This window comes from Pseudomonas sp. S1_G07, assembly GCF_054668565.1.
In genome coordinates this window covers 2,001,790-2,028,163 of record NZ_CP162778.1, presented here as the reverse complement: position 1 = coordinate 2,028,163, position 26,374 = coordinate 2,001,790, and the positions used below count along the sequence as shown (strand labels likewise).

Annotated in this window: 27 protein-coding genes; 8 read left to right on the top strand and 19 right to left on the bottom strand. The window is 60.0% G+C overall.

Going from position 1 to position 26,374, the window contains the following annotated elements; all coding sequences use genetic code 11:
* Window positions 1-61: 61 nt before the first annotated feature.
* The 5 genes from rng to mreB form a co-directional block, all read right to left on the bottom strand.
* Window positions 62-1,519: a ribonuclease G gene (gene rng, locus AB4O05_RS09255; RefSeq protein ID WP_460131464.1), complete on the bottom strand. Its 1,458-nt coding sequence runs from the start codon at window positions 1,517-1,519 to the stop codon at window positions 62-64.
* A 70-nt stretch (window positions 1,520-1,589) separates the two neighbouring features.
* The gene (locus AB4O05_RS09250; RefSeq protein ID WP_460131466.1) at window positions 1,590-2,186 is read right to left on the bottom strand and encodes a Maf family protein; all 597 of its coding nucleotides are present in this window, start codon (window positions 2,184-2,186) and stop codon (window positions 1,590-1,592) included.
* A 51-nt stretch (window positions 2,187-2,237) separates the two neighbouring features.
* The gene (mreD, locus tag AB4O05_RS09245; RefSeq protein WP_460131467.1) at window positions 2,238-2,726 is read right to left on the bottom strand and encodes a rod shape-determining protein MreD; all 489 of its coding nucleotides are present in this window, start codon (window positions 2,724-2,726) and stop codon (window positions 2,238-2,240) included.
* Window positions 2,726-3,838: a rod shape-determining protein MreC gene (gene mreC / locus AB4O05_RS09240; protein ID WP_460164902.1), complete on the bottom strand. Its 1,113-nt coding sequence runs from the start codon at window positions 3,836-3,838 to the stop codon at window positions 2,726-2,728. The genes mreD and mreC overlap by 1 nt, the downstream gene beginning before the upstream one ends.
* Before the next feature lie 138 nt (window positions 3,839-3,976).
* Window positions 3,977-5,014 (bottom strand): rod shape-determining protein MreB, encoded by a 1,038-nt coding sequence (gene mreB / locus AB4O05_RS09235; protein ID WP_002555108.1) that lies wholly within the window; start codon window positions 5,012-5,014, stop codon window positions 3,977-3,979.
* 210 nt (window positions 5,015-5,224) lie between these two features.
* Here mreB and gatC point away from each other — a divergent pair, with 210 nt between their 5' ends.
* From gatC to AB4O05_RS09205, 6 genes are all read left to right on the top strand, one after another.
* Window positions 5,225-5,512, top strand: a complete 288-nt coding sequence (gatC, locus tag AB4O05_RS09230; RefSeq protein WP_460131471.1) for an Asp-tRNA(Asn)/Glu-tRNA(Gln) amidotransferase subunit GatC — start codon at window positions 5,225-5,227, stop codon at window positions 5,510-5,512.
* A 16-nt stretch (window positions 5,513-5,528) separates the two neighbouring features.
* Window positions 5,529-6,980 (top strand): Asp-tRNA(Asn)/Glu-tRNA(Gln) amidotransferase subunit GatA, encoded by a 1,452-nt coding sequence (gatA, locus tag AB4O05_RS09225; protein WP_460131472.1) that lies wholly within the window; start codon window positions 5,529-5,531, stop codon window positions 6,978-6,980.
* A 10-nt stretch (window positions 6,981-6,990) separates the two neighbouring features.
* Window positions 6,991-8,436 (top strand): Asp-tRNA(Asn)/Glu-tRNA(Gln) amidotransferase subunit GatB, encoded by a 1,446-nt coding sequence (gene gatB / locus AB4O05_RS09220; protein WP_460131474.1) that lies wholly within the window; start codon window positions 6,991-6,993, stop codon window positions 8,434-8,436.
* A 159-nt stretch (window positions 8,437-8,595) separates the two neighbouring features.
* Window positions 8,596-8,967: a septal ring lytic transglycosylase RlpA family protein gene (locus tag AB4O05_RS09215; protein ID WP_460131476.1), complete on the top strand. Its 372-nt coding sequence runs from the start codon at window positions 8,596-8,598 to the stop codon at window positions 8,965-8,967.
* Window positions 8,968-9,039: 72 nt separating this feature from the next.
* Window positions 9,040-10,086, top strand: coding sequence for a calcium/sodium antiporter (locus AB4O05_RS09210; RefSeq protein ID WP_460137630.1), 1,047 nt, complete (start codon window positions 9,040-9,042; stop codon window positions 10,084-10,086).
* Window positions 10,083-10,463 carry a carboxymuconolactone decarboxylase family protein gene (locus AB4O05_RS09205; protein WP_460131478.1) on the top strand — a complete coding sequence of 127 codons (381 nt, stop codon included), beginning with the start codon at window positions 10,083-10,085 and terminating at the stop codon, window positions 10,461-10,463. Before AB4O05_RS09210 ends, AB4O05_RS09205 begins: the two co-directional genes overlap by 4 nt.
* On the opposite strand, the gene AB4O05_RS09200 is transcribed toward AB4O05_RS09205, so the two are convergent.
* The 5 genes from AB4O05_RS09200 to kdgD all read right to left on the bottom strand — a co-directional run bounded on the left by AB4O05_RS09200 (window position 10,460) and on the right by kdgD (window position 17,087).
* Window positions 10,460-11,401 carry an AEC family transporter gene (locus tag AB4O05_RS09200; protein WP_460131480.1) on the bottom strand — a complete coding sequence of 314 codons (942 nt, stop codon included), beginning with the start codon at window positions 11,399-11,401 and terminating at the stop codon, window positions 10,460-10,462. The genes AB4O05_RS09205 and AB4O05_RS09200 overlap by 4 nt on opposite strands.
* 175 nt (window positions 11,402-11,576) lie before the next feature.
* Window positions 11,577-13,130, bottom strand: coding sequence for a galactarate dehydratase (gene garD / locus AB4O05_RS09195; RefSeq protein WP_460131482.1), 1,554 nt, complete (start codon window positions 13,128-13,130; stop codon window positions 11,577-11,579).
* 10 nt (window positions 13,131-13,140) lie between these two features.
* Window positions 13,141-14,505, bottom strand: a complete 1,365-nt coding sequence (locus AB4O05_RS09190) for an MFS transporter (protein WP_460131483.1) — start codon at window positions 14,503-14,505, stop codon at window positions 13,141-13,143.
* Between the two features lie 169 nt (window positions 14,506-14,674).
* Window positions 14,675-16,120, bottom strand: a complete 1,446-nt coding sequence (locus AB4O05_RS09185; RefSeq protein ID WP_460131484.1) for an aldehyde dehydrogenase family protein — start codon at window positions 16,118-16,120, stop codon at window positions 14,675-14,677.
* A 55-nt stretch (window positions 16,121-16,175) separates the two neighbouring features.
* Complete coding sequence (gene kdgD, locus AB4O05_RS09180; protein ID WP_460131485.1) at window positions 16,176-17,087, bottom strand: 5-dehydro-4-deoxyglucarate dehydratase; 912 nt, start codon at window positions 17,085-17,087, stop codon at window positions 16,176-16,178.
* 399 nt (window positions 17,088-17,486) lie between these two features.
* On the opposite strand from kdgD, the gene AB4O05_RS09175 reads away from it, so the two are divergent.
* Window positions 17,487-17,819, top strand: a complete 333-nt coding sequence (locus AB4O05_RS09175) for a hypothetical protein (RefSeq protein ID WP_460131486.1) — start codon at window positions 17,487-17,489, stop codon at window positions 17,817-17,819.
* Between the two features lie 15 nt (window positions 17,820-17,834).
* Here AB4O05_RS09175 and AB4O05_RS09170 read toward each other — a convergent pair whose 3' ends face one another.
* The 8 genes from AB4O05_RS09170 to rplM all read right to left on the bottom strand — a co-directional run bounded on the left by AB4O05_RS09170 (window position 17,835) and on the right by rplM (window position 23,627).
* Window positions 17,835-18,584 (bottom strand): FadR/GntR family transcriptional regulator, encoded by a 750-nt coding sequence (locus AB4O05_RS09170; protein ID WP_460131487.1) that lies wholly within the window; start codon window positions 18,582-18,584, stop codon window positions 17,835-17,837.
* Window positions 18,585-18,740: 156 nt separating this feature from the next.
* The gene (locus AB4O05_RS09165) at window positions 18,741-19,160 is read right to left on the bottom strand and encodes a ClpXP protease specificity-enhancing factor (RefSeq protein WP_460131488.1); all 420 of its coding nucleotides are present in this window, start codon (window positions 19,158-19,160) and stop codon (window positions 18,741-18,743) included.
* A 17-nt stretch (window positions 19,161-19,177) separates the two neighbouring features.
* Entirely contained in the window at window positions 19,178-19,795 is a 618-nt protein-coding gene (locus AB4O05_RS09160) for a glutathione S-transferase N-terminal domain-containing protein (RefSeq protein WP_460131490.1), read from the bottom strand.
* A gap of 146 nt (window positions 19,796-19,941) precedes the next feature.
* Entirely contained in the window at window positions 19,942-20,721 is a 780-nt protein-coding gene (locus AB4O05_RS09155; protein ID WP_460131492.1) for a cytochrome c1, read from the bottom strand.
* Window positions 20,721-21,932 (bottom strand): cytochrome b, encoded by a 1,212-nt coding sequence (locus AB4O05_RS09150; RefSeq protein WP_460131494.1) that lies wholly within the window; start codon window positions 21,930-21,932, stop codon window positions 20,721-20,723. Before AB4O05_RS09150 ends, AB4O05_RS09155 begins: the two co-directional genes overlap by 1 nt.
* Window positions 21,932-22,525 (bottom strand): ubiquinol-cytochrome c reductase iron-sulfur subunit, encoded by a 594-nt coding sequence (gene petA / locus AB4O05_RS09145; protein ID WP_460131496.1) that lies wholly within the window; start codon window positions 22,523-22,525, stop codon window positions 21,932-21,934. Before petA ends, AB4O05_RS09150 begins: the two co-directional genes overlap by 1 nt.
* A 266-nt stretch (window positions 22,526-22,791) precedes the next feature.
* Window positions 22,792-23,184 carry a 30S ribosomal protein S9 gene (rpsI, locus tag AB4O05_RS09140; RefSeq protein WP_002555064.1) on the bottom strand — a complete coding sequence of 131 codons (393 nt, stop codon included), beginning with the start codon at window positions 23,182-23,184 and terminating at the stop codon, window positions 22,792-22,794.
* Window positions 23,185-23,198: 14 nt separating this feature from the next.
* A complete protein-coding gene (rplM, locus tag AB4O05_RS09135; protein WP_003171742.1) occupies window positions 23,199-23,627 on the bottom strand; it encodes a 50S ribosomal protein L13 in 429 nt (142 codons plus the stop codon).
* Between the two features lie 247 nt (window positions 23,628-23,874).
* On the opposite strand from rplM, the gene AB4O05_RS09130 reads away from it, so the two are divergent.
* Window positions 23,875-24,915: an NADP(H)-dependent aldo-keto reductase gene (locus AB4O05_RS09130; protein ID WP_460131498.1), complete on the top strand. Its 1,041-nt coding sequence runs from the start codon at window positions 23,875-23,877 to the stop codon at window positions 24,913-24,915.
* Window positions 24,916-25,025: 110 nt separating this feature from the next.
* Here AB4O05_RS09130 and AB4O05_RS09125 read toward each other — a convergent pair whose 3' ends face one another.
* Complete coding sequence (locus AB4O05_RS09125) at window positions 25,026-26,162, bottom strand: acyl-CoA dehydrogenase family protein (protein ID WP_460131500.1); 1,137 nt, start codon at window positions 26,160-26,162, stop codon at window positions 25,026-25,028.
* Between the last annotated feature and the right edge of the window lie 212 nt (window positions 26,163-26,374).

The following is a 26,374-nucleotide window of genomic DNA, read 5'->3' as shown; positions in this document are numbered from 1 at the left end:
AAGGCAGTAGGCGGACAGCAGATCAAGGCCTGCCGGATCAACAAAAGAAAGCGAATGAGGATCAGAGCAGCACCACGTCGTATTGTTCCTGGGAATACATGGTTTCAACCTGAAAACGAATCGTGCGACCGATAAACCCTTCCAACTCGGCAACGTTACCGGACTCCTCGTCCAGCAGGCGGTCGACCACTTTCTGGTTGGCAAGCACTCTATAACCTTCGGCCTGATAGGCCCGCGCCTCTCGTAGGATTTCGCGGAAAATCTCGTAGCAAACCGTTTCAGGGGTTTTCAACTTACCGCGCCCCTGGCAACTGCTGCAGGGCTCGCACAACACCTGCTCCAGACTCTCGCGGGTACGCTTGCGGGTCATCTGCACCAGGCCCAGCTCGGTTATGCCGATGATATTGGTCTTGGCGTGATCACGCTCCAGCTGTTTTTCGAGGGTGCGCAACACCTGGCGCTGATGCTCCTCATCTTCCATGTCGATGAAGTCGATGATGATGATGCCGCCCAGGTTGCGCAGGCGCAGTTGGCGGGCAATCGCGGTGGCCGCTTCGAGGTTGGTCTTGAAGATGGTTTCTTCGAGGTTGCGATGACCAACGAACGCGCCCGTGTTGACGTCAATAGTGGTCATGGCTTCCGCCGGGTCGACCACCAGATAGCCACCGGACTTCAGCGGCACCTTGCGCTCCAGGGCTTTCTGGATTTCGTCCTCGACGCCATACAGATCGAAGATCGGCCGCTCGCCAGGGTAATGCTCCAGGCGGTCGGCAATTTCCGGCATCAGCTCGGCGACAAATTGCGTGGTGCGCTGGAAGGTTTCCCGCGAGTCGATGCGAATTTTCTCAATCTTGGGGCTGACCAGGTCGCGCAGCGTGCGCAGGGCCAGGCCCAGGTCTTCATAGATGACGCTTGGCGCACCAACGGTCTTGATCTGCGCGCCGATCTGATCCCACAGGCGGCGCAGATAGCGGATGTCCATCAGGATTTCATCGGCACCGGCCCCTTCGGCGGCGGTACGCAGGATAAAGCCGCCCGCCTCCTTGATGCCCTCAGCGGCCACGCAGTCGCTGACCACCTTTTTCAGGCGCTCGCGCTCGGCTTCGTCCTCGATCTTCAGGGAAATACCGACATGAGCGGTACGCGGCATGTACACCAGGTAACGCGACGGAATCGATAACTGGGTGGTCAGGCGTGCACCTTTGGAGCCGATGGGGTCCTTGGTCACTTGCACCACCAGGCTCTGCCCTTCATGCACCAGGGCGCTGATGCTTTCCACCGTCGGGCCTTCGCGCAGGGAAATTTCCGAAGCATGGATAAAGGCAGCACGGTCCAGGCCGATGTCGACGAAGGCTGCCTGCATCCCCGGCAATACTCGCACCACCTTGCCCTTGTAGATATTGCCAACGATTCCGCGCTTCTGGGTGCGCTCGACGTGCACTTCTTGCAGAACACCGTTCTCTACCACCGCCACGCGCGATTCCATCGGCGTGATATTGATCAGAATCTCTTCACTCATGGCTGGGTCTCGTTCAGGCGTTTTCACAATAGTGACCGATCGCTTAAGGCTGGGCGCTGGCATGCAGCGTTCAGCGCGCGGTAAGGTTTTGCCAACAGGGTATGCCGAATTGGCCAAGCAGTTGCGCGGTTTCGCACACCGGCAGGCCTACCACGGCCGAATAACTGCCATTGAGCCCGGCCACGAATACCGAGCCAAGCCCTTGAATAGCATAGCCGCCGGCCTTGTCTTGCGGTTCGCCACTGTGCCAGTAGGTTGTAGCCTCCTCGACAGAAATCCCGCGAAAACGTACACGACTGCTTACGCATCGAGTGTCGCAGCGCTCACCGTCGGTGAGCGCGATGGCAGTGAGCACGTCATGTTCGCGCCCCGCCAAAGCCATCAGCATTGCCAGGGCATCAGCCTGATCCACAGGCTTGCCGAGGATCTTGCCGTCGATAATCACGGCAGTGTCGGCGCCCAGCACACAGGCGCCCGCAGAATGCTCAAGCGCGGCAAAACCCGCCGTGGCTTTACCGCGAGCGAGACGCTCAACGTAGGCGACGGGGGTTTCGTTTGTAAAAGGGGTTTCGTCAATGGCGGCGCTGACCACGGTGAAGGGCACACCGATCTGGGTCAGCAGTTCACGCCGCCTCGCAGAGCCCGAGGCCAGATAAAGCGAATTCATTGCAGACTCTCCCTGTGGGGTTCGATAACCAGGCGGAGCCTCGCAATCCATTCAATTGATTTTATAGCGGCGACGTAATCCACGCAGGCCGAAACTGATCCAGGGCCACAGCAAGGCACTGACCAGGGCCGGCAGCACCAGTGCCAACGTCGGCTGGCGGTTACCGGTCAAGGCGCTCAACCACAGCTGCACCAGTTGCGCCAGGCCGAAGATCACCAGGATCACCAGGCACTGCTGCCACATCGGGAACATGCGCAGGCGCTGCTGCAACGACAGCACCAGAAAAGTAATCAGGGTCAGGATCAACGCGTTCTGGCCCAGCAAGGTGCCATACAGCACATCTTCCGCCAAGCCCAGAAACATGGCCGTGACCATCCCCACTTTATGGGGCAGGTTCAGCGACCAGAAGGCCAGCAGCAGCGCCAGCCACAACGGGCGCAGGATTTCCATGAACTGCGGCAATGGCGAAACACTGAGCAGCAAGCCGACAGCGAACGTCAGCCAGACGATCCAGCCATTGCTCGAATGAGTACCGGCCATTATTCCTCCCTCTGGCGCGTGGTTGCCGGCGCCGCCGCAGGCCGAGTTGCCGGGGCCGCGCTGGCGGGCGTAGCCGTTGCCGGTTTGGCCGGGCGAGCGCTGTGCACCGCAGGCTTGGCCGGTTTGGCCGGCGTGGTCACGGGCGCCGCAGTTGCCGGGGCAGTGACAGGTGCGGGCGCCCCCACGGGCGCCGGTTTTGGCACCGTGGCAGGCACGGTTGGCGCTACCCCGTTCTTCTGATCTTCCGCTTCCTGGGCCTGGGCGGCGTCGTTGGCACGCTCTTCCGGGGTGCGGTTATCACTGAACACCAGCAGCAGGTAACGGCTGCGGTTGAGGGCGGCAGTGGGCACCGCGCGCACAATGGCGAACGGCTGGCCGGAATCGTGGATCACCTCCTTGACCGTCGCCACCGGGTAACCCGCTGGGAAACGCTGACCCAGGCCGGAGCTGACCAACAGGTCGCCCTCCTTGATATCGGCGGTATCAGCTACATGGCGCAGCTCAAGACGCTCCGGGTTACCGGTACCACTGGCGATCGCGCGCAAGCCGTTACGGTTGACCTGCACTGGAATGCTGTGGGTCGTGTCCGTCAACAGCAATACCCGCGAAGTGTAGGGCATCAGTTCCACCACCTGGCCCATCAGGCCACGGGCATCGAGCACCGGCTGACCAAGGACCACACCGTCGCGCTCACCCTTGTTGATAATGATGCGATGGGTAAAGGGGTTCGGGTCCATGCCGATCAACTCGGCCACTTCGACCTTCTCGTTGACCAGCGCCGAAGAGTTGAGCAACTCGCGCAGCCGAACGTTCTGCTCGGTGAGGGCGGCCAGCTTTTGCATGCGCCCCTGCAGCAGCAGGTTTTCTGTCTTGAGTTTTTCGTTTTCGGCGACCAGCTCGGTGCGGCTGCCGAATTGGCTGGCCACGCCCTGGTAGAGACGTTGCGGCAGGTCGGTGATCCAGTAGGTCTGCATCAACACCAGCGACATCTGGCTACGCACCGGCTTGAGCAGTGCAAAGCGGGCATCGACCACCATCAGCGCGACCGAAAGCACGACCAGCACCAATAAGCGCACGCCCAATGAGGGGCCTTTGGCGAAAAGCGGTTTAATAGGCCGCTCCTCCCAGGCAAATGTTCTCTCTATTCATACGGCATCAAACCGGCCTGGATGCAGATTGGAGAAGATAAACGCCAACAGGCAGCACTGCAAAGTGCTGCCTGCCAGCGAAACATGGCGCAACCAACGATCTTATTCGCTGGAAAGCAGGTCCATGGTGTGTTTATCCATCATTTCCAGTGCACGGCCACCGCCACGGGCGACGCAGGTCAGCGGATCTTCGGCGACGATCACCGGCAGGCCGGTTTCCTGGGCCAGCAACTTGTCGAGGTCACGCAACAAGGCGCCACCACCGGTCAGCACCAGGCCGCGCTCGGCGATATCGGAAGCCAGTTCCGGCGGCGATTGCTCCAGGGCGCTCTTTACAGCCTGAACGATGGTGGCCAGGGACTCTTGCAGAGCTTCCAGCACTTCGTTGGAGTTCAGGGTAAAGGCACGTGGCACGCCTTCGGCCAGGTTACGACCGCGAACATCGACTTCGCGCACTTCGCCGCCCGGGTAAGCGGTACCGATTTCCTGCTTGATGCGCTCGGCGGTGGATTCGCCGATCAGGCTGCCGTAGTTACGGCGCACATAAGTAATGATCGCTTCGTCGAAGCGGTCGCCACCTACACGCACGGATTCGGCATACACCACACCGTTCAGGGAAATCAGGGCGATTTCAGTGGTACCACCACCGATATCCACCACCATCGAACCGCGCGCCTCTTCAACCGGCAGGCCGGCACCGATCGCCGCAGCCATTGGCTCTTCGATCAGGAATACTTCGCGGGCACCGGCGCCAAGGGCCGATTCACGGATGGCTCGACGCTCCACCTGGGTGGACTTGCACGGAACGCATATCAGCACACGAGGGCTGGGCTGCAGGAAACTGTTTTCGTGAACCTTGTTGATGAAGTACTGCAGCATCTTCTCGCAGACACTGAAGTCGGCGATCACGCCGTCCTTCATCGGACGAATGGCGGCAATATTGCCTGGTGTTCGGCCAAGCATGCGCTTGGCCTCGGTGCCGACGGCAACGACACTTTTCTGATTACCATGGGTCCGGATGGCCACAACCGATGGCTCATTCAGGACGATACCGCGCTCGCGCACGTAAATAAGGGTGTTGGCAGTGCCCAGGTCAATGGAAAGATCGCTGGAAAACATGCCACGCAGTTTCTTGAACATGGGGAAAGGACCCTAGGCAACGCGTGGGTAAAAAAGTGCGGCAAACTCTAACAACGACAGGGATTTTGGGCAAGGCGCCAATGTGCTAAATTGGCCGACTTTCTGTGCACCAAACCCCACAATCGCGGCCGTAAGACCGTAGAAATGCGGTAGTGTTCCGACAATCTAACACACGGACAGCCTCCGTTCTGTTTTCCACAGGAGATTCCCATGGCGCTTGAACGCTCCGACGTGGAAAAAATCGCTCATCTGGCCTCGCTTGGCCTGAATGAAGTCGATCTTCCACAGACCACCGCAGCCCTGAACAGCATTCTCGGGCTGGTTGACCAAATGCAGGCCGTGAATACCGACGGCATCGAGCCCCTGGCTCACCCGCTGGAAGCCAGCCAGCGCCTGCGCGTAGACGTCGTGACCGAAGTCAATAATCGCGAGACCTACCAGTCCATCGCGCCAGCGGTCGAAAACGGCCTGTACCTGGTTCCGAAAGTCATCGACTAAAGGGAAAGAGCCTTTCATGCATCACATGACTCTGGCCGAGATCGCCCGCGGTCTCGCCGACAAAAAGTTTTCTTCCGAAGAGCTGACCAAGACCCTGCTCACGCGCATCGCCGCGCTTGACCCCAAGGTCAACAGCTTCATCAGCCTCACCGAAGAGCTGGCCTTGAGCCAGGCCAAGACCGCCGACGCACGTCGCGCCAACGGTGAAAACGGCGCACTGCTGGGCGCGCCGATCGCCCACAAGGACCTGTTCTGCACCCAGGGCATTCGCACCAGCTGCGGCTCGAAGATGCTCGACAACTTCAAGGCACCCTACAACGCCACCGTGGTGTCCAAGCTGGCGAGCGCCGGGGCCGTGACCCTGGGCAAGACCAACATGGACGAATTCGCCATGGGCTCGGCCAACGAGTCGAGCTACTACGGCGCCGTGAAAAACCCATGGAACCTGGAACACGTGCCCGGCGGTTCGTCCGGTGGTTCGGCCGCAGCAGTCGCCGCACGCTTCCTGCCGGCCGCCACGGCCACCGACACCGGCGGCTCCATCCGCCAACCGGCAGCGTTCACCAACCTCACCGGTTTGAAGCCGACCTACGGGCGCGTTTCCCGCTGGGGCATGATCGCCTATGCCTCCAGCCTCGATCAGGGCGGCCCTCTGGCCCGCACCGCCGAAGATTGCGCGATCCTGTTGCAAGGCATGGCCGGCTTCGACACACAGGACTCCACCAGTATCGATGAGCCCGTGCCGGACTACAGCGCCAGCTTGAATACCTCGCTCAAAGGTCTGCGCATCGGTGTACCGAAGGAATACTTCAGCGCCGGCCTCGACCCGCGTATCGCCGAGCTGGTGCACAACAGCGTCAAGGAGCTGCAAAAGCTCGGCGCCGTGATCAAGGAAATCAGCCTGCCGAACAACCAGCACGCGATCCCCGCGTACTATGTGATCGCACCGGCGGAAGCCTCCTCGAACCTGTCGCGTTTCGACGGCGTGCGTTTCGGCTACCGCTGCGAAAACCCGAAAAACCTGGACGACCTGTACAAGCGCTCCCGCGGCGAAGGCTTCGGCGCCGAAGTACAACGTCGCATCATGGTCGGTGCCTACGCCCTGTCGGCCGGCTACTACGACGCCTACTACCTCAAGGCGCAGAAAATCCGGCGCCTGATCAAGAACGACTTCATGGCGGCCTTTGCAGAAGTCGACATCATCCTCGGCCCAACCACGCCGAACCCGGCCTGGAAGATCGGCGCCAAGACCGGCGACCCGATCGCCGAGTACCTGGAAGACCTGTACACCATCACCGCCAACCTCGCGGGCCTGCCGGGCCTGTCCATGCCCGCCGGCTTCGTCGATGGCCTGCCGGTGGGCGTGCAATTGCTCGCCCCGTATTTCCAGGAAGGCCGCCTGCTCAATGTGGCGCATCAGTACCAGTTGAACACCGACTGGCACACTCGCACCCCTACCGGCTTCTGAGGAGAACACTATGCAATGGGAAGTTGTGATCGGGCTGGAGATTCATACCCAGCTCGCCACCCAATCGAAGATTTTCTCCGGTAGCGCCACCACCTTCGGCGCAGAGCCCAACACCCAGGCCAGCCTGGTAGACCTGGGCATGCCCGGCGTGCTGCCGGTGCTGAACCAGGAAGCGGTGCGCATGGCCGTGATGTTCGGCCTGGCGATCGACGCCGAGATCGGCCAGCACAGCGTGTTCGCGCGTAAGAACTACTTCTACCCGGACCTGCCCAAGGGCTACCAGATCAGCCAGATGGAACTGCCGATCGTTGGCAAGGGCCACCTGGACATCCCGCTGGAAGACGGCACCATCAAACGTGTCGGCGTCACCCGTGCCCACCTGGAAGAAGATGCCGGCAAGAGCCTGCATGAAGAATTCCCTGGGGCCACCGGCATCGACCTGAACCGTGCCGGCACGCCGCTGCTGGAGATCGTGTCCGAGCCGGACATGCGCAGCGCCAAGGAAGCCGTGGCCTACGTCAAGACCATCCACGCACTGGTGCGCTACCTGGGCATCTGCGACGGCAACATGGCCGAAGGTTCGCTGCGTTGCGACTGCAACGTGTCGGTGCGGCCAAAAGGCCAGGCCGAATACGGCACCCGTTGCGAGATCAAGAACGTCAACTCGTTCCGCTTTATCGAGAAGGCGATCAATACCGAAGTGCGTCGCCAGATCGAACTGATCGAAGACGGCGGCAAGGTGATCCAGCAAACGCGTCTGTACGACCCGAACAAAGACGAAACCCGCGCCATGCGCAGCAAGGAGGAAGCCAACGACTACCGTTACTTCCCCGACCCGGACCTGTTGCCGGTGGTGCTGGAGGACTCGTTCCTCAGTGACATCCGCGCCACCCTGCCAGAGTTGCCGCAGCAGAAACGCGAGCGTTTCCAGGAACAGTTCGGCCTGTCGATCTATGACGCCAGCGTGCTGGCGTCCAGCCGCGAGCAAGCGAACTACTTTGAAAAAGTCGTGAGCATCGCCGGTGACGCCAAGCTGGCCGCTAACTGGGTGATGGTTGAACTGGGCAGCCTGCTGAACAAGCAGGGCCTGGAAATCGACGAAGCCCCGGTGACCGCGGAGCAGTTGGGCGGCATGCTGCTGCGCATCAAAGACAACACCATCTCCGGCAAAATCGCCAAGACCGTGTTTGAAGCGATGGCAGCGGGCGAAGGCTCTGCCGATGAAATCATCGAGAAGCGCGGTCTCAAGCAAGTCACCGACAGCGGCGCAATCTCGGCCGTGCTCGATGAAATGCTCGCGGCCAACGCCGAACAGGTCGAGCAATACCGTGCGGCAGACGAAGCCAAGCGCGGCAAGATGTTCGGCTTCTTTGTCGGCCAGGCAATGAAAGCGTCCAAGGGCAAGGCCAACCCGCAACAGGTGAACGAACTGCTCAAAAGCAAGCTCGAGGGCTGATAGCGGTGAATGGTCCGGGGGGAGGTTTCGTGCTCGACCCCGGATCCCTTGTGGGAGCGGGCTTGCTCGCGAAGGCGGTGGATCAGTGAAGAAACATTTGGCTGACACACTGCATTCGCGAGCAAGCCCGCTCCCCCATTTGATCGGGGCAATTTGAAAATGAAGCGTCTACTCGGCCTCCTGGCCTTGTTCTCCCTGCTGGCAGGCTGCGCCAGCGGCCTCATCGACCCCAACGGCTACGACGAAACCGGCACCGCGTCCTATTACGGCGCCAAACACCATGGCAAACGCACAGCCAGCGGTGAACCCTTCAACCAGAACGCCCTGACCGCCGCCCACCGGCAACTGCCGTTCGGCACCCAGGTCAAGGTCACCAACCTCAACAACGACAGGTCTGTCGTGGTCCGTATCAATGATCGCGGCCCGCATACGCGTGGGCGCCTGATCGACCTTTCCCGCAAGGCGGCCGAGCAACTGGGTATGCTCAGCAGCGGTACCGCACGGGTTCGCGTGCAAGCCATGGGCAACTGAGCCCCCCCAAAAGACAAAGGAGCCCTGGCCATTTTCGGATTAACCGCCCTCTCGCCCTGGAGCCTGCTCGAACTGCTCAGCGGCCTGGTGCTGCTGTTCATCGGCGCCGAGATCCTGGTGCGCGCAGCCGTGCGCCTGGCCGCCAGCCTCAAGGTTCGGCCGCTGATCATCGGCCTGACGATCGTAGCCTTCGGCAGCAGCGCACCGCAGATGACCGTGAGCCTGCAAGCCACCCTGGCCGGCAATACCGACATCGCCGTGGGCAGCGTACTCGGCAGCAGCATCTTCAACACCCTGGTGACCCTGGGCCTGTCGGCGCTGATCATTCCGTTGCGGGTCTCGCGGCAACTGGTGCGCGTGGATATCCCGGTGATGATCCTCGCCGGCCTGCTGGTGTTTACCCTGGCGGCCAACGAAGAACTCACGCCGCTCGACGGCCTGTTGCTGCTCGTCGCCCTGCTCGCCTACCTCGGCGTGCTGCACTACCAGACCCGCCACTCCCGTCGCCCGCGCACACTGCACACCCTCGCGCGCGCGCCCTGGCTGAGCAGCGTGCTGCTGATGCTGGGCGGCTTATTGATCCTGGTACTGGCCGGGCACCTGTTGCTGGGTGCGGCAGTGAACGTGGCGAGCGACCTGGGCCTGTCGGAACGCATCATTGGCCTCACGCTGATAGGCGTCGGCACTTCGCTGCCGTGCCTGGCCACCTCGCTGATTGCCGCCCTGCGCGGCGAGCGCGAAATTGCCGTGGGCAACGTGATCGGCAGCAACCTGTTCAACCTGCTCGGCGTATTGGGCCTCACCGCGCTGCTGGCGCCGTCACCGCTGTCGGTGTCACCCAACGCCCTGGACTTCGACCTGCCGGTGATGCTCGGCGTGGTGGTGCTGTGCCTGCCGGTGTTCTATACCGGTTACCGCGTCACCCGTGCCGAAGGCCTGGTGCTGCTGGGCCTGTACCTGGCGTATGGGCTGCATGTGATGTCGTTCACCACCGGCATGCCGCTGGCCAACAAGCTTGAACAATTGATGCTGCATTACGTCTTGCCAGCGCTGGTGGTGTTCCTGTTGTTCACTTCGCTGCGCGCCTGGCGCCGCCAACACAAGAGGGAATCGCAATGACCGCACAGAAAAAAACCGGGGTGCAGATGCGTCGCCAAGTGATGGGCGATGCATTCGTCGATCGCGCCCTGGGCAACGCCACCGACTTCAGCCAGCCGCTGCAGGATTTTGTCAACGAACATGCCTGGGGCAGCGTGTGGAGCCGCGAAGGGTTGCCGTTGAAAACGCGCAGCTTGATCACCCTCGCCGCGCTCACCGCGCTCAAGTGCCCGCAAGAGCTGAAGGGCCACGTACGCGGCGCGCTGAACAATGGCTGCACCGTGGAAGAGATTCGTGAGGCACTGCTGCATTGCGCGGTATATGCCGGGGTGCCGGCGGCGATCGACGCGTTTCGTGCGGCCCAGGAAGTGATCGATACCTACCAGAAAGAAGGCTAGATCCAGCCGCCCGCCTGCAACACGAAAATACCGATATTCGTGGTCACCGCCGCCATCAGGGTGGTGATCACGATAATTGCCGCCGCCAGCTCATGATTACCGTCGGCCGCCCTGGCCATCACGAAGCTCGCCGCCGCCGTCGGCGCGCCGAAATACAGGAACAGAATCCCCAGTTCCGGCCCGCGAAAGCCCAATAGCCAGGCGCCCAGCGTGGCGATCAGCGGTAACCAGACCATCTTCACCAAACTCGCGCTCACCGCCATGTTGCCGCTCTTGCGCAGTGCCGCCAGGGACAAGGTGCCGCCGATGCAGATCAATGCCAATGGCAGGGTGGTGTCCGCCAGGTACTGCGCGGACTTTTCCAGCCAGCCAGGCAAACCCAGCTGAAAGTAGGCGAACGGCGCAGCCACGATCACGCTGATGATCAATGGGTTAGCCACTACACTTTTGAAGATGCTCCACGGGTCTGACTTGATCACCGGGCTGTACACCGCCAGCACAATGGTCGACAGCGTGTTGTAGAACAGGATCACCAGCGCCGCGAGAATCGCACCGAGGGAAATACCGTAGTCGCCATACATGCTGGCGGCCAGGGCCAGGCCAATCACCCCATTGTTGCCGCGAAATGCGCCCTGGGTGTAGATGCCCCGGTCTTCAGGCTTGCAGCGAAAGATCGCCCAGCCCCAGGCCAGGGCAAAGCTCAGCAGCGTGGCCACGCAAAAGTAGATCAGCAAGCCCGGCTTGAGCGCCGAGTGCAGGTCGGCATGCAGGATGCCCAGGAACAGCAACGCCGGCATGGTGACGTTGAACACCAGGGACGACGCTGTGTGAATGAAGTTGTCGTTGATCCAGTTGATGCGCTTGAGCAGCACCCCTAGAAACAGCATGGCAAACACCGGTGCGGTGATGGTGAGGGTGGAGAGGAAAATAGCCAGCATGCCGCGGAGAACCTTGGTGAGCGTCGTTAGGTGGCTAATGATAAGCCATGCAGCCCCGCGGCGTCTGGTATGACGCCTTCGCGAGCAAGCCCGCCCCCACACTTGATCGAGTTCCAACGTTGGAATGCGGGCGAATGTGGGAGCGGGCTTGCTCGCGAAGGCAGGCGACCAGGTCTCAGGTAATGGGTGCCGGGTTGAACAACGTGATGTCGTTGTGCAGCTTGTGATGCTCTGCCCACGTCTGCTTCCTGCCGCTGGCCACGTCCAGGTAGAAGTGGAACAACTCCCAGCCCAGCTCCTCGATGGTCGCGCGCCCGGTGGCAATGCGTCCGGCGTCGATATCGATAAGGTCCGGCCAGCGCTGTGCCAGTTCGGTGCGGGTCGAGACCTTCACCACCGGCGCCATCGCCAGCCCATAAGGCGTGCCGCGCCCGGTGGTGAACACATGCAGGTTCATCCCCGCCGCCAGTTGCAAGGTGCCGCACACAAAGTCGCTGGCCGGCGTCGCGCAAAAGATCAGCCCTTTGCCCTTGACGCGTTCGCCCGGGCCCAGCACGCCGTTGATCGCGCTGCTGCCGGATTTGACGATCGAGCCCAGGGACTTCTCGACGATATTCGACAACCCGCCTTTCTTGTTGCCCGGCGTGGTGTTGGCGCTGCGATCGGCTTCGCCCTTGGCCAGGTAACGGTCGTACCAGTCCATTTCCCTGACCAACTCTTCAGCTATTTCCTTCGTCTGCGCACGAGAAGTCAGCAAGTAAATGGCATCACGTACTTCGGTGACTTCGGAAAACATCACCGTGGCGCCGGCCCGCAGCAGCAGGTCCGAGGCGTACCCCAGTGCAGGGTTGGCGGTGATGCCGGAAAACGCATCACTGCCGCCGCACTGCATGCCCAAAATCAGCTCGGACGCCGGTACCGTTTCGCGGCGGCGCTGGTCGAGTTTCTTCAGGCGGGTTTCGGCCAGCGCCATGATCTGCTCGATCATTTCGGTAAAGCCGTGGCTGGAATCCTGCAGCCTGTACAACCACGGCTCGCTCAGGTCGACGGAGCTGTCGTTGTCATGCATGACCTGCCCGGCCTGCAATTTCTCGCAGCCCAGGCTGATCACCAACGCTTCGCCGCCCAGGTTCGGATTACGCGCCAGGTTGCGCACGGTGCGGATCGGGATGTAGGCATCCGTCGCGGTGATCGCCACCCCACAGCCGTAGCTGTGGGTCAGCGCCACCACGTCATCGACGTGGGGGTACTTGTGCAGCAATTCGTCCTTGATGCGTTTGACCGCATGGTCCAGCACCCCGGTGACACACTGCACCGTGGTGGTGATGCCAAGGATATTGCGCGTGCCCACGGTGCCGTCGGCGTTGCGATAGCCCTCGAACGTGAAACCTTCCAACGGCATCTGGGCCTGCGGCACCTCGGTGGACAGAGGCAGGCTGTCCAGCGGTGGCGCGGTGGGCATGCGCAGCTGGTCTTCCTGGACCCAACTGCCGCGCGGAATCGGCGCCAAGGCGTAACCAATGGTCTGGCCATAGCGAATAATCGGACCGCCCTCGGGGATATCTTCCAGGGTCACCTTGTGGCTCTGGGGAATGAAATCCACGGTCACCAGGCCATCCGGAAACTCGGTCCCGGCCGGTACGCCCTGGTCATTGACCACAATCACTACGTTGTCACGCTCGTGTAAACGAATGGAGCGTGGCGAGTCGGCATGTTCAATCAACTGCATCACACGAACCTCAGGAATGCGCTTGGTTAAGTTGGGTCAACTCGGGGCCTTGGCTTGGCGGCTCCTTGAGCACCACACGCTTGATCGGGCCGACGATGACCAGGTAGCTGAACACGGCCACCAGCGCGTTGGCGCCGACAAACACCAGTGCCCATTTGAACGAGCCCGTGGTGCTGATGATGTAGCCGATCACAATCGGGGTGGTGATCGACGCCAGGTTACCGAAGGTGTTGAACAAGCCACCGCTGAGGCCGGCGATTTGCTTGGGCGAGGTGTCGGACACCACCGCCCAGCCCAGTGCGCCAACGCCTTTGCCGAAGAAGGCCAACGCCATAAAGCCCACCACCATCCATTCAACGTCGACGTAGTTACACGCGATGATACTGCTCGACACCAACAGGCCGGCGATAATCGGCGCCTTGCGCGCGAAGGTCAGCGAATGGCCCTTGCGCAACAGGTAGTCGGAAATCACCCCCCCGAGCACGCCGCCGATAAAGCCGCAAATGGCCGGCAACGACGCAATGAAACCAGCCTTGAGGATGGTCATGCCGCGGTCCTGCACCAGGTACACCGGGAACCAGGTCAGGAAGAAATAGGTGATGCCATTGATGCAGTACTGGCCCAGGTACACGCCAAGCATCATGCGGTTGGTCAGCAACTGGCGGATGTAATCCCACTTCGGCCCGTCGGTTTTCTTACCCTTGCCCTTGTCCTGGTCCATATCGACCATCGCGCCATTGGCCGCAATGTGATTGAACTCCGCCTCGTTGATCATCGGGTGCTGGCGCGGGCTGTGAATGACTTTCAGCCAGACCAGCGAGAACACAATGCCAATCACGCCCATCACGACAAAGACGTGCTGCCAGCCGAAACGGTAGACGATCCAGCCCATCAGCGGCGCGAACAGCACCGTGGCGAAGTACTGCGCCGAGTTGAAGATCGCCGACGCCGTACCGCGCTCGGCGGTCGGGAACCAGGCCGCTACGATCCGTGCGTTCCCCGGGAAGGATGGCGCTTCGGCCAGGCCCACCATGAAGCGCAGCATAAACAGCGCAACAACGGCAGTGGAGACCCCGAACTCACCGACGTAGCCTTGCAGCACGGTGAACAGTGACCAGGTGAAGATGCTCAGGGCGTAGACTTTTTTCGAGCCGAAACGGTCCAGCAGCCAGCCACCGGGAATTTGCCCGGCCACGTAGGCCCAACCGAATGCGGAAAAGATATAACCGAGGGTGACCGCATCGATGCCGAGGTCTTTTTGCAGGCTGGAACCCGCGATAGCGATAGTGGCCCGGTCGGCGTAGTTGATCGTGGTCACCAGGAACAGCATGAGCAGGATCAAATAACGGACATGGGTCGGCTTGGTCGCTTGCATGTAGAAGTACTCCCACTAATTATTTTTTTTGCGGGTGATGGTTATGTGTCACTGGGGGCCGGCCCCTGTAGGAGCGAGCTTGCTCGCGAAAAATGTCAACGAATACGCAGGCATTCAGGATGCATGCAGTGCCCTTGAGTTTTTCGCGAGCAAGCTCGCTCCTACAGTGTTACGAACCGATGTAGCTGGTTTTCACCACGGTGTAGAACTCTTGCGCATAGCGACCTTGCTCACGCGAACCATAGGATGAGCCCTTACGCCCACCGAAAGGAACGTGATAATCCACGCCGGCGGTCGGCAGGTTGACCATCACCATCCCGGCCTGGGAATGGCGTTTGAAGTGGTTGACGTATTTGAGCGAGGTGGTAGCAATACCCGCCGACAGACCGAACTCGGTGTCGTTGGCCATGGCCAGTGCCGCCTCGTAGTCCGCTACGCGCACCACGTTGGCCACCGGGCCGAAGATCTCTTCACGGCTGATACGCATGGCGGCTTCGCTGTCAGCAAACAAAGTCGGTGCCAGGTAATAGCCTTCGGTGTCGCACGTCACCAGGCCACCGCCGCTGACCAGCCGAGCCCCTTCGCTTTGGCCGATGTCGATGTATTTCAGGTCCTGGTCCAACTGGGCCTGGGATACCACCGGGCCAATGTCGGTACCGCTCTTGAGCGCGTGGCCAACCTTGATCGACTGCATGCGCTCGGCCATGGCCGCGACGAACCGGTCGTGAATACCGGCGGTGACGATCAAGCGGCTTGAGGCCGTGCAACGCTGGCCAGTGGAGTAGAACGCGCTCTGTACCGACAACTCGACGGCCTGCTTGAGGTCGGCGTCATCGAGAATGATCTGCGGGTTCTTGCCGCCCATTTCCAACTGCACCTTGGCCTGGCGCGACACGCAACTGACCGCAATCTGACGCCCCACGCCGACGGAACCGGTGAAGCTGATGCCGTCGACTTTCGGGCTGTTGACCAGCACATCGCCGACCACCCGGCCACTGCCCATCACCAGGTTGAACACACCGGCGGGGAAGCCGGCGCGGGAGATGATTTCCGCCAGCGCCCAGGCGCAGCCTGGTACCAGTTCGGCCGGCTTGATCACCACGCAGTTGCCGTAAGCCAGGGCCGGGGCAATTTTCCAGGCGGGGATCGCAATCGGGAAGTTCCACGGGGTAATCAGGCCGACCACACCCAAGGCTTCGCGGGTCACTTCGACGTTGACGCCCGGGCGCACCGACGGCACGTAGTCGCCGGACAGGCGCAGGCACTCACCGGCAAAGAATTTGAAGATGTTACCGGCGCGGGTCACTTCGCCGATGGCTTCGGGCAGGGTCTTGCCCTCTTCTCGAGCCAGCAGGGTGCCAAGCTCTTCGCGGCGCGCGAGAATTTCGCTGCCGACTTTATCCAACGCGTCATGGCGCGCCTGGATACCGGAAGTGGACCAGGCCGGGAACGCAGCACGGGCGGCGTCTATAGCGGCGTTGACTTGAGCGACGTCAGCCTTGGCATATTCACCAATGACATCAGACAACTCCGACGGGTTGAGGTTGACGCAATAGTCGGCACCGGCCACCCATTGGCCGTTGATGTAGTTTTCAAAACGCTGGGCTTGGGACACGAATCTTCTCCTGACGCAAAAGGCCGCTGATTGCTCAGCGGCCTTTATGGATGGGTTATTGCGGGCCTTGCTTGTCGATCAGCGCGGCCAGGGCTTCGTATTCTTCCGGCAACAGGTCGGTCAGCGGCGTACGCACAGGGCCGGCGTCGTAGCCGACGATTTTCGCACCCGCCTTGACGATGCTCACGGCATAACCGGCCTTACGGTTACGGATGTCCAGGTAAGGCAGGAAGAAGTTGTCGATGATCTTGGCGACGGTGGCGTGATCGTCCTTGGCAATCGCGTGGTAGAAGTCCATCGCGGTTTTCGGGATGAAGTTGAACACCGCCGAGGAGTACACCGGTACGCCCAAGGCCTTGTAGGCAGCGGCGTAAACCTCTGCAGTCGGCAGGCCGCCGAGGTAGCTGAAACGGTCGCCCAAACGACGGCGGATCGACACCATCAACTCGATATCACCCAGGCCATCCTTGTAGCCGATCAGGTTCGGGCAACGCTCGGCCAGGCGCTCCAGCAACGGAGCAGTCAAGCGGCAAACGTTACGGTTGTAGACCACCACGCCGATGTTTACCGACTTGCACACAGCTTCCACGTGGGCGGCAACACCGTCCTGGCTGGCTTCGGTGAGGTAGTGCGGCAGCAGCAACAGGCCCTTGGCGCCGAGGCGTTCGGCTTCCTGAGCGTATTCGATGGCCTGGCGAGTCGAGCCGCCGACACCGGCCAGGATCGGCACACTGGTGGCGCAGGTATCAACAGCCGTCTTGATCACTTGGGAGTATTCGCTGGCCGCGAGGGAGAAAAACTCACCGGTACCGCCTGCCGCAAACAAAGCGGTGGCGCCGTAGGGGGCCAGCCACTCGAGGCGCTTGATATAGCCCGCCTGGTGGAAGTCACCCTGGGCGTTGAAATCGGTCACGGGGAAAGACAACAGACCGTGGGAGAGGATGGACTTCAGTTCTTGTGGATTCATTATTCGAACACCCTGGGTAAAGACTTTCTGTCGAAAGGTTGTTGTTGGTTTTGGTGATGTCGTACGTCATCGTACAACTATAAATGAATTCGTCAACTGCAATTCATCGACCTTCACCTCGGCCAGGGCTGAACAAGGGATGGTGAACACATCGCCGCCGCCGGCGACATGCTGGGTGGGGTGGACTACGTGGTGGTTGCTGAAGGGCTAATAAGCCGCAGCCTTGACATGAGCGTCCGCCATGCATGACCAGGTTGGCGTGGATGGGACCGTTTATCGCAACTGTAATTTCTGACAGTTTCGTAGGCCTTGTCAGATCGGGTAAATGGGCTGGAGCACCAAAAACCTGATTATTTGGTGATAGTCCTTAACCATTGCGCCTTTAGATGAGATCTCATCATGAACAATCCAGCACCTACCCTGAGCATTCTGATATCGACACTGCAGAGTGTGGAACTCCTGCTCCTTCCCGAAGACGAGGAGGTGAAAAACGCTACCGCACGAGCGATTTTGTTTGAAAGGAATCCAGAGGATGAAGAGGACCCCGAGTACTACGAATCGGTCGCTGGGCCCCCACTGGAACTCCCTGTGAAGGCGGTTTCCGGCATCAAGCTTTCCTCTGATGAAGAGAGCCGCCTCAAAGGCAAAACCGTAGAGCTGTGCTACCGAATTACGCAGCATGAATCTCAACTGGAAACAGATTCCACCCACTTAAAAATTCAGCTCAGGTAGCAAGAAACTGGTCGTTTAGCCCCGCTGCGCCTGCGCCTCTTCATGCGCATGGCGCAGCCGCTCGCGGCTATTGGTCAGATGCAAACGCATTGCCGCCCGAGCTGCATCCGAATCCTGGCGCGCAATCGCTTCATAAATCTCTTCGTGCTCACGGCTCAGGCGGGTCATGTAGTGCTGCTGGTCATCATGGGCCAGACGCGCCGAGTTCAGCCGGGTACGCGGAATGATGCTGGTGCCCAGGTGGGTCATGATGTCAGTGAAGTAGCGGTTGCCGGTGGACAGGGCAATTTCCAGGTGGAACGCAAAGTCCGATGCCACCGCATCGCCCGCATGCGCCGCGCTTTCATTCAACGCATCGAGTGCCGCGCGCATGGCGGCCAGTTGCTCATCGCTGCGACGCAAGGCCGCCAGGCCGGCGGACTCCACTTCCAGGCTGATACGCAGCTCCAGAATGGCCAGCACATCACGCAAAGTGACGACCGTGGCCGGGTCGATGCGAAAGCCGCTGGGGCTCGGCGTGTCCAGCACGAAGGTACCGATGCCGTGACGGGTTTCCACCTGCCCTGCCGCCTGCAGGCGCGAGATGGCTTCGCGCACCACGGTGCGACTGACTCCATGGGCGTCCATGATCGCCGACTCGGTCGGCAGCTTGTCGCCACGCTTGAGTTGGCCGTCACGGATCTGCTCGGACAACACCGTGACCAATTCCTGGGCAAGGCTGCGGCGCTTGCGGGGAAGACGAGGGGCGGTGGTGGGGTTTTCCATGTGAATCATCTATCTCGGTGGACTAAGGCAGCATCATAGCCCATGGCGGTTGTACGATCACCGTTCAGTCACGACTTTCCTCCATATCCTGCGCGCAAAAAAATACCTCGACACAGGTCGAGGCATTTTTCAGGTTCGCCCAAGGGCAAGAACCGCTTACTTCACCACTTTCAGGCTCGGCCGGCCGCTTGGGCGCGGAGGCTCCGCATCCGGTGGCGGCAGATCATCACCGCCTTCGCTTTCGATCGCTTCGTCGTCCTCGAAAGGCGACTCCAGATCAAACACCATGCCCTGGCCATTTTCCCGGGCGTAAATCCCGAGGATGGCGCCAATCGGCACGTACAGCGTATGCGGCACGCCGCCGAAACGCCCTTCGAAGCTGACCGCTTCGTTATCCATGTGCAGATGGCGCACCGCACTGGGCGATACGTTCAGCACAATCTGTCCGTCACTGGCAAAACCCTGCGGCACCTGAACCGCAGGAAATTCGGAATTGACCAGCATGTGCGGGGTGCAATCATTGTCCACAATCCACTCATAGAGCGCGCGGACCAGGTAGGGTCGACTGGAGTTCATCAGCGGCTCCTTAAGCCTTAGCGCATATCGCGTTCGACACCAGACAGACTCGCCTGGAAAGCCTCACGCGCAAACTGGCGCTCCATATAATCAAGTAATGGCTTGGCCGGCCGTGGCAATTCAATGCCCAGGATCGGCAAGCGCCAGAGTATGGGTAATAGGCAGCAATCCACCAGGCTTTGTTCCTCGCTGAGGAAAAAAGGTTTGTCGGCGAATAACGGCGAAACGCCGGTCAGGCTCTCGCGCAATTCCTTGCGCGCCACGACACGGGCCGCCTCTTTGCTGCGCGAATCCAGAATCAGATCCACCAGCCCACACCAGTCACGCTGGATCCGATGGATCAGCAGGCGGCTGTTGGCACGTGCCACCGGATACACCGGCAGCAAAGGTGGATGCGGGTAACGCTCATCCAGATATTCCATCACCACGGTTGACTCCCACAACGCCAGGTCACGATCGACCAGGGTGGGCAAGCTGCCGTAAGGGTTCACTTCGATCAGTTTCGGCGGATGACGACCTGCCTCCACACTGATGATCTCGGCGCTGACACCCTTCTCTGCAAGTACGATGCGTACTCGGTGGGAATAGTGGTCGGCGGGGTCGGAGTAACAGGCCAACCGATTGGTCACGCCCATGGCGGTCCTCCTCGCTTGTTGAAATTATGGAAAGCTCAAAAACGAGCGCGCCCAGAAAGCATCTCTGCAGGACCTGATGACCAGGTCGCTACGGGCTAGAGATGCCGCTGGGCGCGCAAGATTAACAGCAATTGCTTACGGTTGGATCAATGCACATCCTTCCAGTATTCGCGTTTGAGCAGATAGGCGAATACGAAGAAGAAGGCCAGGTACAGCAAGACGTACGTCCCGATGCGCTGGTGCTGCAGTTTGACCGGGTTGGCCGAGTAGGCCAGGAAGGTCACCAGGTTCTTGACCTTCTCGTCGAACTGCTCTTCATTCAGCGCACCAGGGGTTTCTATCTTCAGCTGATCGCAGGCTTCATGAGTCAGAGGCGTGCCGGTCAGCGGATCGTATTGCTTCTTGCCGTCTTCAACCACCTGAACCTGCTTGCATCCTACCACTTGCTTGCCCTGCAGGCCGACCAGAACGTTAGGCATGCCGACATTCGGGAACACGCGGTTGTTCACTTGATAGGGGCGCGCCGGGTCTTCGTAGAAAGACTTCAGGTAGCTATACAGCCAGTCGGTGCCACGCACACGGGCCACCAGGGTCAGGTCGGGCGGTGGGGCACCGAACCACGTCTTGGCGTCTGCCGGCTTCATACCGATGTTCATGTGGTCGCCAATCTTGGCGCCGGTGAACACCAGCTTCTCCAGCATCAACTCGTGAGGGATGCCGAGGTCATCGGCAACCCGCTCATAACGTTGGTACTTGGCGCTGTGGCAGCCCATGCAGTAGTTGGCGAACGTCCGCGCGCCGTCTTGCAGGGCAGCCTTGTCAGAGACGTCGATATCGACTTTTTCCAGTTCCGGACCGCCGGACTCGGCAGCGAAGGACAGTAGCGGCAGCGCCGCAAGCATCAATGCAACGAATAATTTTTTCATCAGCCAGTCACCCTTTCCGGAACCGGTTTGGTCTTCTCTAGCCGGGTGTAGAACGGCATCAGAATGAAGTAGGCGAAATACAGGAAGGTGCAGACCTGCGACAGCAACGTACGCTCAGGGGTTGGCGCCAGTACGCCCAGGATACCCAGGATCACGAATGCGATGCAGAACACCCACAGCCAGATCTTGCTCAGCCAGCCCTTGTAGCGCATGGACTTGACCGGGCTTCGGTCGAGCCAAGGCAGTACGAACAACACGGCAATGGCCGCTCCCATGGCCATCACGCCCATGAGCTTGTCGGGGATCGCCCGCAGGATTGCGTAGAACGGCGTGAAGTACCAGACCGGGGCAATGTGCACAGGGGTCTTGAAGGCGTTGGCCGGTTCGAAGTTCGGCTTCTCCAGGAAATAACCGCCCATTTCCGGGAAAAAGAACACGATCGAGCAGAACACGAACAGGAACACGACCACACCGACGATGTCTTTGACGGTGTAGTACGGGTGGAACGGAATGCCATCCAGCGGGATGCCGTTCTCGTCCTTGTGCTTCTTGATGTCCACGCCATCCGGGTTGTTGGAGCCCACTTCGTGCAGCGCCAGGATATGCAGCACCACCAGGCCCAGGATCACGATCGGCAGGGCCACGACGTGCAAGGCGAAGAAGCGGTTCAGGGTAATACCGGAGATCAGGTAGTCACCACGGATCCACTGGGTCAGGTCGTTGCCAATCACCGGGATCGCACCGAACAGCGAGATGATCACCTGGGCGCCCCAGTACGACATCTGGCCCCATGGCAGCAGGTAACCCATGAAGGCTTCGGCCATCAGCGCCAGGTAGATCAGCATGCCGAACACCCACACCAGCTCGCGGGGCTTCTGGTACGAACCGTAGAGCAGGCCACGGAACATGTGCAGGTAGACCACGATAAAGAACGCCGAGGCGCCGGTGGAGTGCAGCAGGCGCAGGATCGAGCCGTACTCGACGTCACGCATGATGTATTCGACGGAAGCAAATGCCTCTTCCGCCGAAGGCGTGTAGCTCATCGTCAGCCAGACGCCGGTGACGATCTGGTTGACCAGCACCAGCAGGGCCAGGGAGCCGAAAAAGTAGAAGAAGTTGAAGTTTTTTGGTGCGTAATATTTGCTGAGATGGTCTTCCCACATTTTAGTGGCGGGGAAGCGCACATCCACCCAATCCATGAACTTGCTCATCACGCGTTCTCCTTATCGAGGCCAATGACAATGAGGTCGTCAGTTTCGTAGGTATGCGGAGGCACGGGCAGGTTCAAGGGCGCAGGCTGGGATTTGTAGACGCGACCAGCGAGATCGTAGTGGGAGCCGTGGCAGGGGCAGAAATAACCGCCAACCCAGTCCTTGCCCAGATCGACTGGCGCAACTTCCGGGCGGAAGGTCGGTGAGCATCCCAAGTGGGTGCACAGGCCAACCAGCAGCAGAATCTCCGGCTTGATCGAGCGTACTTCGTTTTTGGCGTAGGCGGGTTGGTCGGATTTCTCGGATTTGGGGTCAGACAACTGACCTTCGATCTTTTTCAGATTTCCCAGGATTTCCTCGGTACGACGAACAATGAACACCGGCTGGCCGCGCCACTCAGCAATCATCTGCTGGCCTGGCTCGATCTTGCTGACATTCACCTTCACCGGTGCACCTGCGGCTTTCGCCTTGGCACTGGGAAACCATGACCCCACGAACGGGACCGCAGCCCCCACCGCTCCTGCAGCACCCACCACGGATGTGGCTGCTACCAAGAAGCGACGCCGGCCTGCATTCACGCCGTCATTGCTCATTCAGTCCTCTCCCATCAGCTTTTTGGCCTGTTAAATCAGGCGTCTACTAAGTATTAAATCTGAACTTATAAAAATTTTGCCGAATGGTAATGAAAAGCCCCACGTCTGACAAGGGAATTGCCCGAGGCTCAGCCCCCAGGCCTTGTAGTATAGGGGGTCTACGGATGTGGCAAGTTGTCACGGTAAAAAATGTGCATAAATCGCAGACAATAAAAAACGCCCAGCTCCGTAAGGAGGCTGGGCGCTTTTGTGGAACGTAAAGCGAATTAACGCTTCGAGTACTGCGGACGCTTACGCGCTTTACGCAGACCGACTTTCTTACGTTCAACTTCACGGGCATCGCGAGTCACGAAGCCAGCTTTGCGCAGAGCGCCACGCAGGGTTTCGTCGTACTGCATCAGAGCACGAGTGATGCCGTGGCGGATTGCGCCAGCTTGACCACTTACACCGCCACCGATGACGGTGACATAGATGTCGAACTTTTCAACGGTCTCGGTCAGTTCCAGCGGCTGACGAACTACCATGCGGGCAGTTTCGCGGCCGAAGAAGTTGTCCAGGGAGCGGTTGTTGATCGAGATGTTACCAGTGCCCGGACGCAGGAAAACGCGTGCGGTTGCGGTTTTGCGACGGCCAGTGCCGTAATTTTGAGTCGCCGACATAATGAACTATTCCGTTAAAACTTCAGTTCTTGGGGCTGCTGAGCAGCATGAGGGTGTACAGCGCCCGCATAGACTTTCAGCTTGCGAAACATATCGCGACCCAGTGGGCCCTTCGGCAGCATGCCTTTGACCGCGATTTCGATCGGGGCTTCAGGCTTCTTGGAAATCAGGCCTTCAAAGTTGGAAGACTTGATACCGCCTGGGAAACCGGAGTGACGGTAGTACATTTTGTCTTGCGCTTTGTTGCCGGTAACACGTACCTGCTCAGCGTTGATGATCACGATGTAGTCACCGGTGTCAACGTGAGGGGTGTACTCAGGCTTGTGCTTGCCACGCAGACGGCTGGCGACTTCAGTGGCCAGACGACCCAGAGTCTGACCAGCGGCGTCGACGACAAACCAGTCGCGCTGAACTGTTTCCGGTTTTGCAGTAAAAGTTGTCATTCTTTAATAGCCTCAGGGGCCGCCCTGTAAATTAGACGGCGGATCTTACTGAATAGTGCGTACTTTGACAAGTCAAAGGCAGCCGGATACAGACGCTATCGGGGGCTCGGGTCAGCGCGTCCGTTCAACGGCAAGATTCTTCGGCAGGCGGCGCATCACTTCCACTGCAGAAAGAGGTGGGCAATTATGCAGATTGCGAAAAAAAATTCAACCTGCTTTTATGATTGTTTTCCCGAAGGAGCACCCGATGGATTATCGACAGCTGGGCCGTACGGATCTGAACGTGAGCGCGATAGCCTTGGGCACCATGACCTGGGGCGAGCAGAACAGCGAGGCAGAGGCCTTCGCACAGATCGAACGGGCCAAGGCCGCGGGGATCAACTTCCTCGATACGGCGGAAATGTACCCGGTACCGCCCCAGGCCGACACCTACGCCACCACCGAGCGCTACATCGGTAATTACTTCAAAAGCCGTGGCGACCGCGCCGACTGGATCCTCGCCAGCAAGATCGCCGGCCCCGGCAACGGCATTGACTACATCCGCGATGGCCACCTGCGCCACAACCGCAAGCATATCGCCCAAGCCTTGGACGCCAGCCTCAAGCGCCTGCAAACCGACTGGATCGACCTCTACCAATTGCACTGGCCGGAGCGCAGCACCAACTTCTTCGGCCAACTGAGCTACAGGCACAAGGACGAAGACGACCTGACCCCGCTGGAGGAAACCCTCGAAGCGCTGGAGGAGCAGGTAAAAGCCGGCAAGATCCGCCACATCGGCCTGTCCAACGAAACCCCGTGGGGCACCATGAAATTCCTGGCCCTGGCCGATGCCCGTGGCTGGAGCCGCGCGGTCTCGATCCAGAACCCCTACAACCTGCTCAACCGCAGCTTTGAGGTGGGCCTGGCGGAAGTCGCCATTCGCGAGCAATGCGGCCTGTTGGCTTATTCGCCCTTGGCGTTCGGCATGCTCAGTGGCAAGTACGAGGGTGGCGCACGCCCGGCCAAGGCGCGACTGACCGAATACAGCCGCTTCAGCCGCTATTTCAACCCACAGTCGGAAGCGGCCTGCAGCCGCTATGTGGCGCTGGCGCGCGAGCATGGTTTGGACCCGGCGCAGATGGCGCTGGCGTTTGTGACGCAGCAGCCGTTCGTGACCAGCAATATCATCGGCGCTACATCGCTTGAGCAGTTGGACAGCAACATCGCCAGTGCTGATTTGAAACTGTCGAAAGACGTGCTGGAGGGGATTGAGGCGATTCAGAAGGATCACCCAAACCCGGCACCTTGATTGATCCATAGACCATTTCGCGAGCAAGCCCGCCCCCACATTTGACTGCATTCACATCAAAATGTGAGAGCGGGCTTGCTCGCGAAGAGGCACTCAGCAGCACAGCCCCACTAGAGCGCCCGCGCAATAATTTCCTTCATGATCTCGTTGGTCCCCGCATAAATGCGCTGCACTCGCGCATCCGCCCAGGCCCGGGCAATCGGATACTCCCACATGAACCCGTAGCCGCCATGCAGTTGCACGCACTCGTCGAGCACCTTGCATTGCAGGTCGGTGGCCCAATACTTGGCCATTGCGGCGGTGGGCACATCGAGCTTGCCCTCCAGGTGCAGCGCCATGCATTTGTCGACAAAGACGCGGCCAATCTGGATCTCGGTGGCCATCTCTGCCAGCTTGAAGCGGGTGTTCTGGAAATCGGCAATGGCCTTGCCGAACGCCTTGCGTTCACGGGTATATTCCAGGGTCCACGCCAACGCCGCCTCGGCAGACGACAACGCGCCAATAGCCACCGTGAGGCGCTCCTGCGGTAATTCCTGCATCAAGTACGCAAAGCCCATGCCCGCCTGGCCCAGCAGGTTTTCCTTGGGCACGCGCACATCCTGGAAGAACAGCTCCGAGGTGTCCTGGGCCTTCATGCCCACCTTCTCCAGGCGCTTGCCCTTATCGAAGCCCGGCGTATCGGCCTCCACCAGAAACAGGCTGGTGCCCTTCGCGCCGGCTTTGGGATCGGTCTTGGCCACCACAATCACCAGCTCAGCGAGATAGCCGTTGGTGATGAAGGTCTTGGAGCCGTTGATCACGTATTCATCGCCGTCCAGCACCGCGGTGGTCTTGACGCCTTGCAGGTCGGACCCCGCCCCCGGCTCGGTCATTGCAATGGCGGTGACCATCTCGCCAGCGATCAGTTTTGGCAGGTATTTGTGCTTCAGCGCCTCACTGCCGTAATGCAGGATGTACGGCGCGACAATATCCGAGTGCAGGGAAAACCCGATGCCGGTCAGGCCCAACCGGCTGATCTCCTCGATCACCACGGCGCTGTAGAGAAAGTCTGCGCCCAGGCCGCCGTACGCCTCCGGCACATGGGAACACAGCATCCCCGCCTCCCCCGCCTTGCTCCAGAGACCACGGTCGATATAACCCTGTTTTTCCCACTGCCCATGGAACGGCGCGGCGTCTTTTTCGAGGAAGGTGCGCACGCTCTCGCGGAAGAGTTCGTGCTCCGGGCTGAACAAGGTTCTGGGGATCATGGGTCACCTGCGTGGATTGTCGAACAAAGACGAACCCAAGAGCCTATGCCCCGACGGCGTCACAGGACACTGGACACATGCGACAAAAAATAAGACGATCCAGCCGTCTGGTGACCACTTTCCCCTATAAGAATAAATGAAATCATGTCTAACCAACTCTCCACGCCCTTGCGGCGCGTCAGCATTCTGGCCATTGACCGGGTATTCGCTTC

Excerpts from the sequence above, each read along its gene's own strand:
- rng (WP_460131464.1), bottom strand. The coding sequence starts at position 1,519 with ATGAGTGAAGAGATTCTGATCAATATCACGCCGATGGAATCGCGCGTG.
- AB4O05_RS09250 (WP_460131466.1), bottom strand. The coding sequence starts at position 2,186 with ATGAATTCGCTTTATCTGGCCTCGGGCTCTGCGAGGCGGCGTGAACTG.
- mreD (WP_460131467.1), bottom strand. The coding sequence starts at position 2,726 with ATGGCCGGTACTCATTCGAGCAATGGCTGGATCGTCTGGCTGACGTTC.
- mreB (WP_002555108.1), bottom strand. The coding sequence starts at position 5,014 with ATGTTCAAGAAACTGCGTGGCATGTTTTCCAGCGATCTTTCCATTGAC.
- gatC (WP_460131471.1), top strand. The coding sequence starts at position 5,225 with ATGGCGCTTGAACGCTCCGACGTGGAAAAAATCGCTCATCTGGCCTCG.
- gatA (WP_460131472.1), top strand. The coding sequence starts at position 5,529 with ATGCATCACATGACTCTGGCCGAGATCGCCCGCGGTCTCGCCGACAAA.
- gatB (WP_460131474.1), top strand. The coding sequence starts at position 6,991 with ATGCAATGGGAAGTTGTGATCGGGCTGGAGATTCATACCCAGCTCGCC.
- AB4O05_RS09215 (WP_460131476.1), top strand. The coding sequence starts at position 8,596 with ATGAAGCGTCTACTCGGCCTCCTGGCCTTGTTCTCCCTGCTGGCAGGC.
- AB4O05_RS09205 (WP_460131478.1), top strand. The coding sequence starts at position 10,083 with ATGACCGCACAGAAAAAAACCGGGGTGCAGATGCGTCGCCAAGTGATG.
- AB4O05_RS09200 (WP_460131480.1), bottom strand. The coding sequence starts at position 11,401 with ATGCTGGCTATTTTCCTCTCCACCCTCACCATCACCGCACCGGTGTTT.
- garD (WP_460131482.1), bottom strand. The coding sequence starts at position 13,130 with ATGCAGTTGATTGAACATGCCGACTCGCCACGCTCCATTCGTTTACAC.
- AB4O05_RS09190 (WP_460131483.1), bottom strand. The coding sequence starts at position 14,505 with ATGCAAGCGACCAAGCCGACCCATGTCCGTTATTTGATCCTGCTCATG.
- kdgD (WP_460131485.1), bottom strand. The coding sequence starts at position 17,087 with ATGAATCCACAAGAACTGAAGTCCATCCTCTCCCACGGTCTGTTGTCT.
- AB4O05_RS09175 (WP_460131486.1), top strand. The coding sequence starts at position 17,487 with ATGAACAATCCAGCACCTACCCTGAGCATTCTGATATCGACACTGCAG.
- AB4O05_RS09170 (WP_460131487.1), bottom strand. The coding sequence starts at position 18,584 with ATGGAAAACCCCACCACCGCCCCTCGTCTTCCCCGCAAGCGCCGCAGC.
- AB4O05_RS09165 (WP_460131488.1), bottom strand. The coding sequence starts at position 19,160 with ATGAACTCCAGTCGACCCTACCTGGTCCGCGCGCTCTATGAGTGGATT.
- AB4O05_RS09160 (WP_460131490.1), bottom strand. The coding sequence starts at position 19,795 with ATGGGCGTGACCAATCGGTTGGCCTGTTACTCCGACCCCGCCGACCAC.
- AB4O05_RS09155 (WP_460131492.1), bottom strand. The coding sequence starts at position 20,721 with ATGAAAAAATTATTCGTTGCATTGATGCTTGCGGCGCTGCCGCTACTG.
- AB4O05_RS09150 (WP_460131494.1), bottom strand. The coding sequence starts at position 21,932 with ATGAGCAAGTTCATGGATTGGGTGGATGTGCGCTTCCCCGCCACTAAA.
- petA (WP_460131496.1), bottom strand. The coding sequence starts at position 22,525 with ATGAGCAATGACGGCGTGAATGCAGGCCGGCGTCGCTTCTTGGTAGCA.
- rpsI (WP_002555064.1), bottom strand. The coding sequence starts at position 23,184 with ATGTCGGCGACTCAAAATTACGGCACTGGCCGTCGCAAAACCGCAACC.
- rplM (WP_003171742.1), bottom strand. The coding sequence starts at position 23,627 with ATGACAACTTTTACTGCAAAACCGGAAACAGTTCAGCGCGACTGGTTT.
- AB4O05_RS09130 (WP_460131498.1), top strand. The coding sequence starts at position 23,875 with ATGGATTATCGACAGCTGGGCCGTACGGATCTGAACGTGAGCGCGATA.
- AB4O05_RS09125 (WP_460131500.1), bottom strand. The coding sequence starts at position 26,162 with ATGATCCCCAGAACCTTGTTCAGCCCGGAGCACGAACTCTTCCGCGAG.